The 18,499-nt window shown below is 30.0% G+C and carries 11 protein-coding genes and 1 pseudogene; 6 read left to right on the top strand and 6 right to left on the bottom strand.

Features of this window, described 5'->3' with window-relative positions:
- Positions 1 to 375: 375 nt before the first annotated feature.
- Together MR76_RS00505 and secG are read right to left on the bottom strand one after the other, a co-directional pair.
- Positions 376 to 2,007, bottom strand: a complete 1,632-nt coding sequence (locus tag MR76_RS00505; protein WP_024071746.1) for a CTP synthase — start codon at positions 2,005 to 2,007, stop codon at positions 376 to 378.
- A 5-nt stretch (positions 2,008 to 2,012) separates the two neighbouring features.
- A complete protein-coding gene (gene secG / locus MR76_RS00510; protein WP_024071747.1) occupies positions 2,013 to 2,345 on the bottom strand; it encodes a preprotein translocase subunit SecG in 333 nt (110 codons plus the stop codon).
- Positions 2,346 to 2,886: 541 nt separating this feature from the next.
- Between secG and MR76_RS00515 the strand changes: the two genes are divergently transcribed.
- Positions 2,887 to 3,816, top strand: coding sequence for a tyrosine recombinase (locus tag MR76_RS00515; protein ID WP_024071748.1), 930 nt, complete (start codon positions 2,887 to 2,889; stop codon positions 3,814 to 3,816).
- 1,429 nt (positions 3,817 to 5,245) lie between these two features.
- Here the strand turns inward: MR76_RS00515 and MR76_RS00520 are convergent.
- Positions 5,246 to 5,923: an ABC transporter ATP-binding protein gene (locus MR76_RS00520; protein WP_024071749.1), complete on the bottom strand. Its 678-nt coding sequence runs from the start codon at positions 5,921 to 5,923 to the stop codon at positions 5,246 to 5,248.
- A 183-nt stretch (positions 5,924 to 6,106) separates the two neighbouring features.
- A pseudogene (locus tag MR76_RS04775) lies at positions 6,107 to 6,211 on the bottom strand (ABC transporter); the annotation flags it as partial.
- 546 nt (positions 6,212 to 6,757) lie between these two features.
- Here MR76_RS04775 and MR76_RS00525 point away from each other — a divergent pair.
- The 4 genes from MR76_RS00525 to MR76_RS00540 all read left to right on the top strand — a co-directional run bounded on the left by MR76_RS00525 (position 6,758) and on the right by MR76_RS00540 (position 12,185).
- Positions 6,758 to 9,031, top strand: a complete 2,274-nt coding sequence (locus MR76_RS00525; protein WP_024071751.1) for an NADP-dependent malic enzyme — start codon at positions 6,758 to 6,760, stop codon at positions 9,029 to 9,031.
- Positions 9,032 to 9,188: 157 nt separating this feature from the next.
- The gene (locus MR76_RS00530; protein WP_024071752.1) at positions 9,189 to 11,831 is read left to right on the top strand and encodes an AsmA family protein; all 2,643 of its coding nucleotides are present in this window, start codon (positions 9,189 to 9,191) and stop codon (positions 11,829 to 11,831) included.
- Between the two features lie 23 nt (positions 11,832 to 11,854).
- On the top strand, positions 11,855 to 12,007 hold the full coding sequence (locus MR76_RS00535; protein WP_158407221.1) for a hypothetical protein: 153 nt from the start codon (positions 11,855 to 11,857) through the stop codon (positions 12,005 to 12,007).
- Positions 11,997 to 12,185 carry a hypothetical protein gene (locus MR76_RS00540; protein ID WP_024071754.1) on the top strand — a complete coding sequence of 63 codons (189 nt, stop codon included), beginning with the start codon at positions 11,997 to 11,999 and terminating at the stop codon, positions 12,183 to 12,185. The genes MR76_RS00535 and MR76_RS00540 overlap by 11 nt, the downstream gene beginning before the upstream one ends.
- A 1,199-nt stretch (positions 12,186 to 13,384) precedes the next feature.
- Here MR76_RS00540 and lnt read toward each other — a convergent pair.
- Positions 13,385 to 14,899 carry an apolipoprotein N-acyltransferase gene (gene lnt, locus MR76_RS00545; protein WP_024071755.1) on the bottom strand — a complete coding sequence of 505 codons (1,515 nt, stop codon included), beginning with the start codon at positions 14,897 to 14,899 and terminating at the stop codon, positions 13,385 to 13,387.
- Between the two features lie 1,456 nt (positions 14,900 to 16,355).
- Between lnt and MR76_RS00550 the strand changes: the two genes are divergently transcribed.
- A complete protein-coding gene (locus tag MR76_RS00550) occupies positions 16,356 to 17,831 on the top strand; it encodes a proton-conducting transporter transmembrane domain-containing protein (protein WP_024071756.1) in 1,476 nt (491 codons plus the stop codon).
- A 315-nt stretch (positions 17,832 to 18,146) separates the two neighbouring features.
- Here MR76_RS00550 and MR76_RS00555 read toward each other — a convergent pair whose 3' ends face one another.
- Entirely contained in the window at positions 18,147 to 18,452 is a 306-nt protein-coding gene (locus tag MR76_RS00555; protein ID WP_024071757.1) for a hypothetical protein, read from the bottom strand.
- Positions 18,453 to 18,499 lie beyond the last annotated feature (47 nt).

Raw genomic sequence — 18,499 nt, forward strand, 5'->3', positions numbered from 1 at the left:
CAATGTGACTTTGATGTGCCCAGTGGGTGAAGTAGTAGTAAACTTAAATTATAGCAGTTTTTGAATTTATTCTATTTTTAGTAATTCAATGTAGCTTTGATAGATAATATGTAAATACTAAAGAAAAAGACTTGGTGCAATTTTAGAGAAAGTTGTGTCCTAGTATGATATAAATGTTTTTGAGTTTTTTCTTGATGATTTAGTACAGTTTTGATCAATACAATAACAGGTGAAAAGAGCTTGCTTCTGAATTCAAAAATTATATCTAAGTAGAAATATAGTAATCTTTAAGTTTGTAACTTCCCTAATGGGCTCAATATAGTTTTGAATGAGAAGGAAAAGAGGTTTGCTTTTGATTCCTAAACTGTATTCCAGTTAATTATGATTCTGTGAGTTTATTTTTTCTTGATGATTCAATGAAGCTTTGATAAACGATATAAATAATGGGTGAGAATGAAAAGGACTTGATTTAAATTCTGGATGAAATTGCACTCCTATAAACCATGGGTGATCTTTCAATTCTATAACTTCTATTAAGCTGTCATTGTTATTATTTGATTTACCTGTAAAAATTAATCCATGCTGCTCTAATAAATTCTTATATTGTAAATTGAATGTGTACCTATGCCTTCTTCTTTCATGTATTACTGATTCTTGATATATTGAAAAAATTTTGGAGTTTGAATCTAAATAACACGGACATGAACCTAATTTCATGCTTCCACCCAAGAAATTTTGCTGTAATTCTGGCAGTTGATGTATTACAGGGTTTTTACAATATAGATTAAATTCTGTAGAATTAGCATCTTCTAAATTAGCTACATTATTTGCGAATTCAATTATAGCAAGCTGCATTCCCATACAGATGCCTAAAAATGGAATCTTATTAACACGTGTATGAGTTATTGCTGTAATCTTTCCTTTAACTCCATCATCACCAAATCCTCCAGGTATTAATATGGAATCAACATTATCGAATGCATGTATTTCATCGCTGTCTAATGAGCGTGAATCTATCCATTTAATAGATAGTTTTACCTTATTGTGAATTGATGCGTGTTCTAGAGCTTCAATTAATGATTTATAAGCATCAAGTAGTTTAATGTACTTTCCTATTATTGCTACGTTTATTGTCTTTGTTAATGTATGTGAAATATTTAATATATTTTCCCATGTTCTTAAGTCTGGTTCAGGTGAATTAATGTTAAAATGGTTTAGTATTTGTGTGTCTAAATTATAGTTGTGATAAGAAATAGGTAGTTCATATATGTTTTTGACATCTAATGCAGGAATAATATTTGTTGGTGAAACGTTACATAGATTTGCTATCTTATCTCTTTGTTCTTTTGATAAAGGGATTTTACTACGGTAGAGTATTATATCTGGTTGTATACCTACAGAACTTAATTCTTTTACAGAGTGTTGAGTAGGCTTTGTTTTCAGTTCCATTGCTGCATCAATATATGGGACCAAAGTTAAATGAACAAATATAGTGTTATTTTTACTAAGTTTGTAGCCAATCTGTCTTATAGATTCAAGAAATGGCTGACTTTCAATATCTCCTACAGTACCGCCTATTTCACATATGACAAAATCTAATCCATCAACATTATGTAAAATAAAAGAATTAATAAGATCAGTAACATGTGGGATAATTTGTACTGTTTGTCCTAGATAATCCCCCCTTCTTTCTTTTTTTAATAAATTGTGATATACTTTACCAGTGGTTATATTATCATTTTTTGTTGTCTTGACTCCAGTAAAACGTTCGTAGTGCCCTAAGTCGAGATCTGTTTCTGCTCCATCATCAGTTACAAAAACCTCACCATGTTGAATTGGACTCATTGTCCCAGGATCTATATTAAGATAGGGATCTAATTTTCGCAGACAGATCTTAAATCCTCTGGCTTGTAATAATGCTCCTATGCTGGCTGCAGCTAACCCCTTGCCTAAAGAAGATACGACACCTCCAGTAACAAAGATAAACCTAGTTGAAGTTTGATTCATATACCTTACTGATTAAATGGTATGCTATCTTCATTGTTATGTTCTGTAGCGGGTAGGTTATGTACCTTACCCATATCAACGATTTTTCTGACAATAGATTCCTTATGCACGCTTTTAGCATTTATACCAACCAATAGGATTGTATTAATAATAAAAGCAGTAGCAATGATCACTGTAAGCTTAGTAATGAAGTTAGAAGATGATCCAGTTGCAAACATTGATCCTAAACTACTTTGTGTACTTCCAAATCCACTTAAATTATCAGATTCTGGTGGTTGTAATAATATTAAAACTACTAATAAGAATACTAATACTAATTGTATAACTGTGAAAATCATATAGAAACAATAACGAGTACATATATAATTGATTTATACCTTGTTTATTATTTTGAGTCAAGGATTGTAGAGGTTGTAGAAAGTATAGTTTTTATGCTAGTAATATTAATTTAGGAGGATACGTTATGTATCGATGTATATGGTTGGTGTTTTTTAGTGTTTCAATCACATGTTTTCCACTGTATCAGATGGATAATATAGTACAGTTTTTGAAGGTCTTAGTGCTATATTAGTGCATATTATGAAAAATTAATAATCATTAGTACAGTTGCTGTATAAGTATTTTTGTTTATTATTACAATTAGGAGGATACGTTATGTATCGATGTATATGGTTGGTGTTTTTTAGTGTTTCAATCACATGTTTTCCACTGTATCAGATGGATAATATAGTACAGTTTTTGAAGGTCTTAGTGCTATATTAGTGCATATTATGAAAAATTAATAATCATTAGTACAGTTGCTGTACAAGTATTTTTGTTTATTATTACAATAAATTTACTATGTGTTAGAATTCAAAGATATGCAAATGGTTAGTTGGTATGGATAACCAAAAATATGTGAATATTTTTCTTGAAGCAATAACAGCGGAAAAACATATATCTCATAATACCTATCAGAGTTACAAAACTGATTTATTTGGGCTTTGCGAATTTATTGATAGAGATAATCTTCTATTAATAGATACTAATATCAATGAGTTACAAAATTATGTCAGGTTTTTATATGAGAAAGGATATAAAGCAAATACTGTATCAAGAAAGATATCTGCTATTAAAAATTTATATAGATTTTTATATAAGGATAATATAATTGAAAATGATCCTACTTTATATCTAGATTCTCCTAAATTATCTCGTTCTCTTCCAAAAGCTTTAAGTTTTGAAGAAGTTAGTACATTACTTGATTTTGCTGCTTTAGATGTTTCTCCTGATGGAAGGAGGGTCAATGCTATTATTAATATATTGTATTCCTCAGGTATGCGAATTTCTGAGTTAGTATGTTTAAAATTTCGTGAAGTAAAGGAGGCGTTAGATCATGGTAATACAGAAATATGTCATATGAAGATTCAAGGCAAAGGAAAGAGAGAGAGGATAGTATTACTAAATCTCTTTGCCATGACAAGTATACAGAAGTATATGGAGGTTTATGAATGTTTTGTTCCTAACAGATGTAAACTATCACAATGGTTATTTCCTGGAACAAAATTTGATAATCATGTAACAAGGCAAAGGGTGGGTCAACTATTGAAAGGTCTAGCAGTAAATGCTGGTATTGATGCTACTCGCATGTCTCCTCATAAACTTCGACATTCTTTTGCGACTCATTTGTTGAATAATGGATCAAATATTATTTTTATACAAAAGATGTTAGGGCATGCTAATCTAACAACCACGCAAATATATACTCATATTGCCAGTGAAAAACTAAAAAATGTATTACTAGAATTTCATCCGTTAAGTGATAAATAAAGGTTATATGTATATTTGAGTAATGTTAAAAATGGTTTATATGGCTTTGCTGGTGAAGTAGCTAATCTTATTAAAGGCAACATATGACTTTAGAGCTAATATGTTTCAATAAATTAAGTTACAGTATTATACATATTACATACTCTTGATATTTTTTGTAGTAATAAGCAATTTTTAGATTAATGATGAATGTGCTTTTTATTTAGGGTTGCAATCTGTATTAAGATAGGCAATATTAGTATTGCTGTTATTCTATCATTAAGTTTAAGTTATTCTTGATAGTGGAAACACGTTGTAAGATTTTCTAAGTTCAATTTAATATTAGTAATGTTATAGATTCTGAAAGTATAAAAATTTAAGTAAAGGGATGATAAAGGCATTGTCTTTTTATTAATGAAGATGTAAAGCGTATTTATATCTTAGATCCAGCTAATCAATACTGTAGATTTTACTTTCTTGGAACTTTAGGTTTATGTAATGATGTATAAATCTCAAACCCAGTCAAAGGTTTAGATGAAGGGAATGATAGGGACGTTGTTTTTTTGTATACATTGAACTCTAGTTTATTTTATTGAAATCTATTTAATTACTATTGTAACTCCTTAATATGCTGAGCATACCTCAACAATGCGACATGCTTTCTGGACTAAACTGTATTATGTATAGCAAGAAATATGGCGAAATTTTTTTCGCATATTTTTGTAATGAAGCGAATATTTCAAGTGCAAGGAAATATGAAAATGTTATCTTTTAAATGCATTGAAGCCTGGCTTGTTTTATTGAAATCTATTTAATTACTATTGTAACTCCTTAATATGCCTGAGCATACCTCAACAATGCCGACATGCTTTCTGGACTAAACTGTATTATGTATAGCAAGAAATATGGCGAAATTTTTTTCGCATATTTTTGTAATGAAGCGAATATTTCAAGTGCAAGGAAATATGAAAATGTTATCTTTTAAATGCATTGAAGCCTGGCTTGTTTTATTGAAATCTATTTAATTACTATTGTAACTCCTTAATATGCCTGAGCATATCTCAACAACGCGACATGCTTTCTGGACTAAACTGTATTATGTATAGCAAGAAATATGGCGAAATTTTTTTCGCATATTTTTGTAATGAAGCGAATATTTCAAGTGCAAGGAAATATGAAAATGTTATCTTTTAAATGCATTGAAGCCTGGCTTGTTTTATTGAAATCTATTTAATTACTATTGTAACTCCTTAATATGCCTGAGCATATCTCAACAATGCGACATGCTTTCTGGACTAAACTGTATTATGTATAGCAGGAAATATGGCGAAATTTTTTTCGCATATTTTTGTAATGAAGCGAATATTTCAAGTGCAAGGAAATATGAAAATGTTATCTTTTAAATGCATTGAAGCCTGGCTTGTTTTATTGAAATCATATTTAATGACTATTATAAACTTCGTAACGTGCCTGAGCATATCTCAACAACGCGACATGCTTTCTGAGCTAAACTGTGATTATGTGTAGCAAGAAATATGGCAATACTCTTTTCTTTTGCATACTCTTGTAATAAAGAAAATATTTCAAGTGCAGTGCTGTTATCTAAACTGCCAGTTGGTTCATCTGCTAAAATTATTAAGGGACAATTGATTAAACTTCTTGCTATTGCAACCCGTTGTCTTTCTCCTCCAGAAAGTTGTGATATTGACATTGAAAATTTATCTTGTAAGTTTACACGTTTTAGAATTTCCATGGCATTTTTTTTTGCAATGAATTTACTTTGACCTGTGATAATTTGTGGCAGCATCACGTTTTCTAATACTGAAAACTCTTGTAGTAGATGATGAAATTGATAAATGAATCCTAAAAAATGACGACGTAAGTAAGTTTTATCTTTATCGGAGGTTTTGTTTGTACACTCTATGTTGTTTATAAATATACTCCCTGAAGCTGGAGTGTCTAGTAATCCAGCAATGTGTAGTAATGTACTTTTACCAGAACCTGATCTTCCTATTAAAGCAACGATTTCTCCTTTCTTTATTTGTAAAGTTGCATTTATTATAATGGGTATTTCATTATCTTTTCCAAAAGATTTGCTGATGTTAGATAAAGCAAATACTATAGACATGTCTTATCCTATTACAGTTCTCTATTTCACGATATTAACATGTATATATTGCTAAGACTATTAATAATACCCCCCATATATTCATAATAGTGTGTTTGGATTTATGTTGATATGTATGATGTGGTAGTCTTAATTTAAACCACACTTATGCTTATAGATTAGTTAATGTAATTTATATATATAAATTTCTCCTTTCTTTATTTGTAAAGTTGCATTTATTATAATGGGTATTTCATTATCTTTTCCAAAAGATTTGCTGATGTTAGATAAAGCAAATACTATAGACATGTCTTATCCTATTACAGTTCTCTATTTCACGATATTAACATGTATATATTGCTAAGACTATTAATAATACCCCCCATATATTCATAATAGTGTGTTTGGATTTATGTTGATATGTATGATGTGGTAGTCTTAATTTAAACCACACTTGTGCTTATAGATTAGTTAATGTAATTTATATATATAAATAGCTTGTTGATATGTGATGGTTTGATTGCATTTTATATGTTATGAAGAATATTAATTATAATTAAAAGTGTTATTTTTAACTATTGTAGTGCAGCTTATAGAAGAGTAATATATTGTGTGAAGGTTTGACAATATGCGAGCATTGTACGTACCGTTGACGAAAAGTTACTACACAATTAATAAAATATTCATTTAATGAGTACATGTGCTTATATATGATTGTAGTATCAATATATATATCTTTTTATTGTTTATTAAAGACATTGTTAATGTCAGTGACGTTTTGTTAAAAGCTTGACATATTATGTTGTATAGCAGTATACAGATGAGGCTTTAAAAGAAGTGTTATTGAGTATTTTTATGATAGATCTTGAAAATAGTGGTTTTGATGAAAAGAAAAAAGAAACCCTTGAATTCCATTGTAAGGATTCAAAGCCTGGAAAAGTTTCCCTATTACCTACTAAACCTTTATTAACACAGAGAGATTTATCATTAGCATATTCTCCTGGTGTTGCAATACCTTGTTTAGAAATAGCTAGAGATCCTGATTTAGTATATGAGTATACTGCAAGAGGAAATTATGTTGCTGTGATCTCAAATGGTACGGCTGTGCTTGGATTAGGTAATATAGGACCTTTGGCATCAAAGCCTGTTATGGAAGGTAAGGCTGTTTTATTTAAGAGATTTGCTGATATTGATGCAGTGGATATAGAAGTTGGCACTTCTGATGTAGATGAGTTTGTTAATGCTGTAAAGTATTTAGGATTAAGCTGGGGAGGCATAAATCTAGAAGATATTAAGGCTCCTGAGTGTTTTATTATTGAAAAAAGATTAAATGAAATGATGGATATCCCAGTATTTCATGATGATCAACATGGTACTGCTATTATTGTAACTGCTGGACTTATTAATGCTCTTGATATTACAGGTAAAAGCTTTAAAGATATTAAAATAGTCATAAATGGTGCTGGTGCTGCAGGTATTGCATGTCTTGAAATGATAAAATTGATAGGTGTTCCTGCTGATAATATAACTTTATGTGACCAAAATGGGGTGATATATAAAGGTAGACAGCTTGGAATGAATGAATGGAAAGAAAAGCATGCAATTGAAACAAAAGATAGGTCTTTGAAAGATGCATTAGTGATGGCTGATGTGTTTCTTGGATTATCAGTTAAGGATGTTTTGAGTAGAGATATGCTGTTGTCTATGAGTAAAGATCCTGTCATTTTTGCTTTAGCAAATCCAGATCCTGAAATTAATCCTAATATTGCACGTGAGATTCGACCTGATGCCATTATAGCTACTGGTAGATCGGATTATAATAATCAGATTAATAATGTAATGGGATTTCCTTATATATTTCGAGGTGCGTTAGATGTGCGTGCTAAGTCAGTTAACAATGAAATGAAAGTAGCTGCAGCGAATGCAATTGCTATGTTAGCACGTGAATATGTTAGCGATGAAGTATCTGATGCTTATGGTGGTCGTAAAATGAATTATGGAAAAGATTACATTATACCTACTCCGTTTGATCCGAGGTTGATCACTGTAGTGTCTCCTGCGGTTGCAAAAGCTGCTATTGATTCTGGAGTTGCTAGGAAAAACATAGAGAATTGGGATGAGTATACTAAGCAATTAGCATCAAGATTATCATTAACTTCTAATGTACTTAATATGATGTATAATGCTGTTAAGTGTGATCCTAAAAGGGTTATTTTTTCAGAGGGAGAAGAAGAAAAAATAATTAAGGCTGCTATACAGTGGCGTAATCAAGGATACGGATTGCCTATACTTGTAGGGCGTCTTGATAAAGTGCGAGAAGCATTTGACCGTTTAGGTATTAAAGATACAGAAGGTATAGAAATTGCAAATGCAGCAATTTCTCAACGGAATGATGAGTATACAGACTATTTATATAAGAGATTACAACGTGAAGGGTATTTATATAGGAGTTGTGTCAGAGATGTAAAGACAGACCGTAATGTTTTTGCAGCGTGTATGCTTGCATGTGGTGATGGTGATGTGTTGATTACTGGGGTGACAAGAGGATATTCTGCTTCTATTAATGATGTACAAAAAGTAATAGGTTCTCAAGGTGTTGTATTTGGCTTGTCAATAATTGTGATGAAAGAACGTACTATATTTGTTGCAGATACTGCTATACATGAATCTCCAACTCCAGAGCAAATTGCTGAGATAGCAGTTCAAGCATCTATGCAAGCTAAGAAAATGGGATATGAACCTCGTGTTGGTCTTATTTCTTCCTCAAACTTTGGTAGTCATTCTCAGGAAGATGCTAAAAAGATGAGAAAAGCTATAAAAATTTTAGATAGTTATAATGTTGGCTTTGAGTACGATGGTGAAATGTCTGTTGATACTGCACTTAATTCAGAATTATTAACATTATATCCTTTTTGTAAATTAACTGGTGAAGCGAATATTTTAGTGATGCCGACTCTTCATAGTGCTAGTATATCTTCTAAGCTATTACAAAGAGCTGCTGGAGTGTCTGTAATAGGCCCTATTTTAATTGGTTTGGAAAAGCCAGTGCAAGTTGTACAAATGTCTTCTTCTGTTTCTGAAATTCTTAATCTTACTGTGCTTGCATCTTCAAATAATAGTAGTTTTTAATCTTCCTTATATGGGGTGGTTGCATGTATATGATATGTAACTCTATTAATTATTTATTAAGTGTGGCTATTTATTAGATTATGCTTTTCCTGATATTTTTATACATGATTAATATTATTTGTGATAAACAAAGAGTAAATATTATTTTGGTTCGTTGATGAGATTTTTAATATATTCTGGTGGAGTTATTTTAATACTTATATTGTTTTTAATAATTTCTCCGTTCTTTATTAATTGGGATTCTTACTATACATCGCATGTGCTTAAACAAATAGAAGATATATCAAGTGATATAACTGTAAAAGGGGTAGGGGACATTACGGGGAAATTTATTTTACCTAAAATTGTAATTAATAATTTATATATAGAAGGTCATAGCAAACTGTTAGATCATAAGTCAACAATATTGGTTAATCAGCTTGAATTAAAAATATCATTGTTATCTTTATTACTATTTTCTCCTAAAATTGATACGGTTACTATAGATGGGTTAAATGTTTCATTGAGGGATCTTATAGATCTATTTTCTTCATCTCGACATAAGAGTTTTAATATAAGAACATTTAATATTGTTAATAGTGTTGTTAATACAAACTATGATGGTACATCTTTTAAGAGTAAACCTATGTCAATTAAAAATGGTACTATAAACACAGTTAATGGTGCAAGAGTAATAAGTGGTTTATTAAGTATTGGTAAAAATGATTATAACTTAGTTGCTAACATATCACGAGATGGGGAACATAATAGGATTAATGTGGATGTTTATTCTCAGTTAACAAAAGTAACTTTGTCTGGTATGGCTAGTGATAGTAAATTTGATGGTATGATATTAGCTAATGGGAGTGACTTTTCACAGTTTATTAATGATATTTCTGAAACAAATAAGACTTCTATCTTTTCTTTTATTAATTCACATGAAAAATTCTCTTTGTCTAGTAATGTGAAATTGTCAGATAAAGCTTTTGCATTAAGTGATTTCAAAATATTTACTGACAGTGTAGAAGGTGTAGGAAAAGTTGTTTGTTCAAGTTATATGTCGTGTGATAGTAACATTGATTTTGCAAAAATTGATATAGATCGTTTATATGGTCTTAACCGTGAGGAGGGTGTATACAAAAGAGACTCTCGTATCCTTGATTACTTCAATACATTGATATCTGAAAATTTGAACTATAATATTAAAGCTAGTGCTAGGGAAATAAAATACCATGGCAAAATATCTACTAATTTAATAATAGATTTGGCGATATTACAAGGAAAAGTTAATGTTAATAAAATGACAGCAATATTACCTGGAAATAATAATGTATTATATATTGAAGGTAATGTTGCTAGTAATGATTTAATTTCTAATTTTCATGGGAAACTTAAGATAATTGGAGATGACTTTTATTCGTTTGCCAAGTGGTTATTTCCCATAAAAGTTGATTCAAAGCCTAGTAGTGGATTTTCTATACAGAGTGATTTATATATAGCTCCTAGGGTATTTTCTTTATCTCATATTGAGGTGTTAACTGAGAATTTTGGGGATATGAAAGGACAATTAAAAATAAAACATGATAAGAAAAGTAGCTCTGTTATTGGTGATGTTGAGATACGTAATATTGATTTTAGTCAATATAAAATAGATGAGGAATTAAATACAGAAAACTTTATGCTGATGAGATGGTTAAAGGACATAAAGTATAAAATAAATGTTGATACTAATATTAATAATTTTGTTATTCAAAAGCAGAAAGTTGATAATCTGAGCTTTTTAGTAAGTATAGTGCAAGGTAAGTTTGGCATTAATAAAATACGCTTTCATGGTGCTGATGGATCTGATCTTAATGGATTTATTAAAGCTTCTATTGGATCTCAAGATTTAAAGCCAAAGATATTAGTTAATCTTAAAGGGAATAAGTATAATACTGCTTTTATAAAATTTCCTTCTTTGATACGTAATATTTTTGATGAATCAAATAGAGTAAGTAATATAAAATGGTCAAATGAAGATTTCAAGTTCTATGGATTGGAGCATGTAGATGGTAACATTGATATCAATATTAAAAATTTTGTTTCTAGAGATAGTACCTTAGTTAATTTTGTATTTTCATCTAGTTTGAAAGATAATTTGATGTCTATTAACAAGCTTATGTTTAAAGTAGATGATGGATTTGTGTCAGCTAGTGGTAAGGTAGGTATGGGATCTAATACTTCTTCATTGTCTGCTGTTATATCTATAGCTAATGTTGGGGTAAATAGCTTGCTTAAGTATATAAATGTTAATGGAGTTACTGGAAATGTGAGTATAAGTGGTAGCATTCAAACTCAAGGGAGAACTTTAGTTGATTGGGTTAATGCCTTAGATGGTAAGATGGAAATAGTTGCTAAGGGTGTGAATGTTGCTGGGGTGGATTTTAACAAATTTATTGTAGAATTATTAGATGTTCAAAGTAAATCAGATGTTGCTGCATTAACTCAGATTGGATTATATAAAAATAATACAGTATTTAATTTTATTAATGCTGGAGCTAATATAAAGAGTGGTAATATTTTAGCTGCTTTGCAGTTTGCGATTGATAATGCTAGTGGTGTAGCATCTGCAAATATTTCTTTATTGCAATTTGCTGTAGTATCTAAAGCTAGATTATCATTTATGCGTTCAGGGGCATCTTCTTCTTCTAATATAGATATGTCAGTGCATGGTCAATTATGGCAACCTAAGATAAGTTTTAACGTTAATGCTCTATATGAAGAGGTTGTGCAGGGAAATAATCGAGCTGTATCAACACAAGCAGCATACGATGAAGATTGATTGTCATTCTTCTGGCCCCGTCCGTGGTGTATCGTTCTCATTTTAGTATAGAATGTGTTATTGCCGGTCAATTATGGCAACCTAAGATAAGTTTTAACGTTAATGCTCTATATGAAGAGGTTGTGCAGGGAAATAATCGAGCTGTATCAACACAAGCAGCATACGATGAAGATTGATTGTCATTCTTCTGGCCCCCCGTCCGTGGTGTATCGTTCTCATTTTAGTATAGAATGTGTTATTGCTGGTCAATTATGGCAACCTAAGATAAGTTTTAACGTTAATGCTCTATATGAAGAGGTTGTGCAGGGAAATAATCGAGCTGTATCAACACAAGCAGCATACGATGAAGATTGATTGTCATTCTTCTGGCCCCGTCCGTGGTGTATCGTTCTCATTTTAGTATAGAATGTGTTATTGCTGGTCAATTGTGGTACCTAAGATGAGCTTAACATTAATTTTGAAAGATTTAGGAGAGAATTAGTCGGATCTGTATTAGCACATGGTGAAAATTAATTACATTGTTATAAGGTTTGGTTGTTGTTTATACGGGTCAGGAGGGATATATCTTTTCTAGTATAGATATGTTATTGTATAGTCAGTTGTGGACCTAAGATAGGTTTGAGTTAATACTCAATATGGAGAGACTGTGTGTAGAAGTAATTAATCTATACAATTATAATGAAGAACTCATAAATTAAATAATTCTTTTGAAAAATACAATATGATTATTTCTTATGTATGCAATTAAGTAATATTAAGAATAATTTGTGTAGAATAAAAATTTGATGTAAGTAAACTTATATACGTTGAGTGTGAAATTAGCCTTAGACTATCATAATTGATCATGTGATGTTTTATGAAAAAGCAAGGTAAACTAAAATTGTGTGGAGATCATTACTTTTTCAGAATGATTATTTCTTATGTATGCAATTAAGTAATGTTAAGAATAATTTGTGTAGAATAAAAATTTGATGTAAGTAAACTTATATACGTTGAGTGTGAAATTAGCCTTAGACTATCATAATTGATCATGTGATGTTTTATGAAAAAGCAAGGTAAACTAAAATTGTGTGGAGATCATTACTTTTTCAGAAATTTTATTGATAGTGTTAATTATGGTAATGGTAGAACTATTTCTAGTATTATGTTTTAGGTAAATCTGTCACCTGCTTATTGATATTGGGTAACCAGACAATATAAAAAAATGGATAAATAATATGTTGACTGAATGTTAAGTTGTATTATTAAGTATATATTTTTGTTGATAATTATTTTCCTGTGATTTAGTACGAATCTAATCGTGTAATAATGTTATTTTGTCTGTGATATTAGTTTCGCATAGTATAATTATTTATAATGCACGTGTTTTTATCATATCTGTAAGAGTAAAATTTGGCAGTGAATTTTTGTTATAAAGTGATTATTGTTAATTCTAAAGTGTGAAAAGATGGTGAGTTCTGATGTTCGAGTTTTTACAACCCAATGTTTCCTAGTATTTTTAGTCTAATGAAAACCTCAACTAATTGATATAAGTAGGAAGATTTTGAATATTATCAACTTCTGTGAGTCTTAAGTTTAGATAGTATAAACCTTGACAGTACTAATATCAACATGATTAGTGTAGCAAATTGGATAGTAATGAATTTATTCAAATATCTAGAATATATAGTTCCTTCACTTATGTGGTAGGGTAAATATGAATCAATTATGCCTTCTGTCATTATAGGTAAAGAATCAATAATTCTTCCATAACTATCTATTACAGCAGAAATACCACTGTTTGCTGCTCTTATAGTAGGTAGCCCATTTTCAATGCTTCTTACGCGATTAATTTCTAAATGTTGATAAGGTTGGGAACTTATACCAAACCAACCATCATTTGTAATGTTAATGATCCATTGCCCTTTTCTACACCTACTTACAACTTCATTGCTAAAAATGGATTCATAGCATATTAAAGGTATAAAAGGACTTTGATTATTTAACGATATAGATTTTTCTTTGTTTATTCCTGGGGTATAATTAAGTTTGTCTGCGATATCTTGAGGAATCAGATTTTTTAGTATGGATGGTATGAATTCCCCAAATGGAACAAGGTGCAGTTTATCGTAATAGTCGATTATTTGTCCATTATCATTAATAACAAATAATGTGTTATAAAATTTATTGTTTTCAAATCTTGTGCCTCCAGCAATTAAGAATTTTGGGATGGTGAACTTAAGATAGTTTTGTATTGAACTATTGTTTGTACCATTCAAGAATGGGAAGGAATTTTCTCCCCAAACTACATGTGTTCTTGAATTTAGACCATATTTGCTGGTTAAGCGTAGATATGTTTGAAATATATCATATTCTAATTCTTCATTTCCATTCCAATGACTTTCAGTGTTTCCTTGTACTATGCGTATGGCTACATCATGATTATATTTCTGTTCTTGATTGTTTAATAGTCGATTGCTTCCATAAATAAACATGCTTACCAGTGTTAGTAATGCAATAATGCATGAAGAAATGCTTTTATCTCTTATACACACTCCAGCAGCTGTACTACAGAATATAGCAAGGAATTCCATACCATATGTTCCAAATAATGAAGCAGTTTGCAACATTTCTGTAGAGAAAGACCAAGAATAGGCAAACAGATTCCAAGGTGCTATGTATCCTAATAACATTCCAGCAATAGTGAAAGATAACGAGAATGTTATTAATCCAAGTAGTTTTTTGTAATTAACTGTATAACTAATTGCTGCGGCTGTGGCAAATAATAATGATAGAGATGCTGAAAGGACAAGGGTAAAAGGTATCAGTGGCCAAAAGATTTTGCTTTGAATGATTAATGGTACATTAACCCAATATGAACTGGCAGTGAAATACCCAAAACCAAACCACCACCCACAAAAAAAAGCTTGTTTTGTACTTTGGGTTTGCGATAACACAACATAGAATCCAGAAAATGCTATAAGCAAAGCAATGAACATGTGGAAAGGTGCCATAGATATAGCTCCCATCACTCCTAGCATCATTGCTAGTGTATAGTTGTATTTTTTATAAACATTACCTTCTATCAATTTGATTGCCCTGAATTAACTCCTAAATATACTAAAAAAGAATAGTATACTAACTATTGTAAATATTTTTTATGTTATGTAAAGCATAAGACTTTATTATTTAAATGGTCAGGGTTTTTTATTAGTAAATTAAAAAAGTTAATATGCACCTATTTTAAGTGTTGATGAGATAAATGGTATATATAATGTAATACTAATATTTAATAGCAGAAAATTTCTACTGTGACTAGAATTTAGTTAATACTTACATACATCACTAATACGTAAGTTATGTATTATTTTTTAATGCTGTAAATTGTTGAGTTGAATGTAGTAATTTACGATGTAGTAACATGGATTCTTTAAAATTTTGTGTTATTAAAAGACGAAATATCTCTACATGGTTTTGTTATAAGGAGTTTTACTTCGAAAAAGTGTAGCTGTTGAGTAATAAGTATTTGAGTTATAAATAATTTTAAGGACATTTTATAACGCTAATTTCTTTGTGTGTTAGTTGTATTGATAAACGAACATATTAAAGGTGAAAGCCAACAATTTATTGTATATCTTCATATAAATCAGTTAATTGTTATTATTTTATAATAAAGGCGCTTGCCTTTTATAAGGCTAATTTTTTGTGTGTTAGTTGTGTTGATAAACGAACATATTAAAGGTGAAAGCCAACAATTTATTGTATATCTTCATATAAATCAGTTAATTGTTATTATTTTATAATAAAGGCGCTTGCCTTTTATAACGCTAACTTCTTTGTGTGTTAGTTGTATTGATAAACGAACATATTAAAGGTGAAAGCCAACAATTTATTGTATATCTTCATATAAATCAGTTAATTGTTATTATTTTATAATAAAGGCGCTTGCCTTTTATAACGCTAATTTTTTGTGTGTTAGTTGTATTGATAAACGAACATATTAAAGGTGAAAGCCAACAATTTATTGTATATCTTCATATAAATCAGTTAATTGTTATTATTTTATAATAAAGGCGCTTGCATTTTATAAGGCTAATTTTTTGTGTGTTAGTTGTGTTGATAAACGAACATATTAAAGGTGAAAGCCAACAATTTATTGTATATCTTCTTCATATAAATCAGTTAATTGTTATTATTTTATAATAAAGGCGCTTGCCTTTTATAACGCTAATTTTTTGTGTGTTAGTTGTGTTGATAAACGAACATATTAAAGGTGAAAGCCAACAATTTATTGTATATCTTCTTCATATAAATCAGTTAATTGTTATTATTTAACAATAAAGGCGCTTGCCTTTTATAAGGCTAATTTTTTGTGTGTTAGTTGTGTTGATAAACGAACATATTAAAGGTGAAAGCCAACAATTTATTGTATATCTTCATATAAATCAGTTAATTGTTATTATTTTACAATAAAGGCGCTTGCCTTTTTGATAATATTTTAGTAGGTTTGTCAATCATATATTATTGAATTTATGGGTATATGTGATGGTTAGTTCGTTACCTGTTTTGCAGATTGTTATACCTTTACTTTCTGCAATAGTATGTGCGTTATTGAAAGATGCTAGATTAGTTAAGGTAGTATCCACTGTTGTAGTATTAGTATCTTTCTCTATTGCAGTGATGCTGTTTTTTCAAGTATATCCTGGTGGTGTTATTAAGTATAGCGTAGGTGGGTGGGTGGTGCCTTATGGCATAGAACTTAAAGTAAATATATTTAATTCGACAATGCTCCTTTTAGTCGGGTTTGTTGCTATGATGAGTATTCTATATGGTATATATCCTAATAGCAAAGAAATAAACGTTAGTACTATCCCAAGTTTTTATTCTATATTCTTGTTATGTTTTAGTGGCTTTTTAGGCATATTAGTTTCAAATGATGTTTTTAATATTTATGTTTTTCTAGAAATATCATCTATTTCTTCATATATTTTGGTTGCAATGGGTAAGGATAAGACAGCTTTAGTGGCTGCATTTGATTACTTGGTAATAGGTACTATTGGAGCAACGTTTTATTTAATAGGGGTGGGTTTTTTATATGCCATCACTGGAACCTTAAATGTTGGGGATTTATTTTTAATAATTCAAGGTAAATCTTTGGCAACAAATAAAGCGATACAAGTTGGATTGTTGTTCATAGCAGTAGGTTTATTTATTAAAGCAGCTCTATTTCCGTTTCATAAATGGTTAATACAAGCCTATAGTTATGCTCCTACTTTTATTTCGGTGTTCTTTTCTGGTGTTTCTACTAAAGTAATGATCTATCTTGTAATGAAAGTAATATATGATATTTTTAAAGCTCAATTAGTTCTGTTAACTTTACCTTTTAATATTGTGTTTATGGTTTTTGCTGTGTTATCAGTGGTTTTTGCGTCTGTATTTGCAATGTTAAGTAATAATATGAAAAGAATCTTTGCATACTCTAGTGTAGCACATTTGGGGTGCATTATATTTGCTGTGGGTTTGAATACTTACTATGGTTTAATAGCTGCTGTAACTTATATAATCAATCATAGTCTAGTTAAGTCAGCATTATTTATGGTAATGGGTAGTATTTCTTATAATTGTGGTAGTCTTGATCTTAAAGATTGTGTAAACGTGTGGAAAAATATGCCAAAGATTGCATTACCATTCGTTATTTTATGTATAAGCCTTATTGGAATGCCAATAACTTCAGGGTTTATTTCTAAATGGTATATTTTTGATGCAGCGATTAAAGCTAATTTTTGGTTAGGTGTAATTGTTTTGCTTGTAGGGTCTGGATTATCTGTGGTATATGTATGGCATATAATTGAAGCAACATGTTTCAAGTCATCTGATAGACAAGTGAAGAAGTTGTTTGAAATTCCTAATGTTATGGTATTGTGTATTTGGGTAATGGCGATTTCCTCTATTATCCTGGGATTATATCCAGTACCTTTAATGCTGATTTCTAATAGAATAGCAGAATCACTGCTGTATTAAATTTATGTGATTTTAAGGATAAAGCTTGCATATTATATTTATACGCAATTTCTGAAAGTGTGGTGCAAGTAGTGTCTTTTTTAATAAGATTTATCTATTAAAGTATTTGACAGATATAATTTTTAAAATTTCTGTTATTGTGAATACTTAAATAATGACAATTGTTTCTGTTATTCTTGTAGCATATTATATTAAATAACTTTAATATGTATTCATGATAATACTCAAGAAAATTAAGTATACCTAAATGTTGTATTTATTAATTTTTAAAAAAGCTATACTAGACAATAGGTTGGCATCCTTTATAAAAGGGAACTATTTGCTCCTTCCTTGTGTTTTGCTTTCAAATACTTGAGATACTGATTCAATAACAAAAAAGCTACTTCCTCTACTATGTTCAGAACTATGTTCTACTACATAATTTCTTTTGTATGGTTTATAAGCAGATGAGCCACCACTACTAGTATTAGTATATGGTGTTGTTGATTTTTTGTATTTAGATTTATTTCTTATTTTGCGTTTTAATAAATAAGCTGTAACTGCAAATAGTATCAGTACTAATAGAGCAGCATAACTTGGATTGTCAATAATGTAAGACAATATATAATAAAAATAATTCATAACCCACTATATCCACTACACACTACCTACATTATAGCATAAAATGA

The organism is Ehrlichia muris AS145 (assembly GCF_000508225.1).
GTDB lineage: Bacteria > Pseudomonadota > Alphaproteobacteria > Rickettsiales > Anaplasmataceae > Ehrlichia > Ehrlichia muris.

Bases quoted from the DNA above. Each gene is read 5' to 3' on its own strand.
- MR76_RS00515 (WP_024071748.1), top strand. From the start codon at position 2,887: ATGGATAACCAAAAATATGTGAATATTTTTCTTGAAGCAATAACAGCG.
- MR76_RS00550 (WP_024071756.1), top strand. From the start codon at position 16,356: ATGGTTAGTTCGTTACCTGTTTTGCAGATTGTTATACCTTTACTTTCT.
- MR76_RS00525 (WP_024071751.1), top strand. From the start codon at position 6,758: ATGATAGATCTTGAAAATAGTGGTTTTGATGAAAAGAAAAAAGAAACC.
- MR76_RS00505 (WP_024071746.1), bottom strand. From the start codon at position 2,007: ATGAATCAAACTTCAACTAGGTTTATCTTTGTTACTGGAGGTGTCGTA.
- MR76_RS00530 (WP_024071752.1), top strand. From the start codon at position 9,189: ATGAGATTTTTAATATATTCTGGTGGAGTTATTTTAATACTTATATTG.
- MR76_RS00555 (WP_024071757.1), bottom strand. From the start codon at position 18,452: ATGAATTATTTTTATTATATATTGTCTTACATTATTGACAATCCAAGT.
- MR76_RS00540 (WP_024071754.1), top strand. From the start codon at position 11,997: ATGAAGATTGATTGTCATTCTTCTGGCCCCCCGTCCGTGGTGTATCGT.
- secG (WP_024071747.1), bottom strand. From the start codon at position 2,345: ATGATTTTCACAGTTATACAATTAGTATTAGTATTCTTATTAGTAGTT.
- MR76_RS00520 (WP_024071749.1), bottom strand. From the start codon at position 5,923: ATGTCTATAGTATTTGCTTTATCTAACATCAGCAAATCTTTTGGAAAA.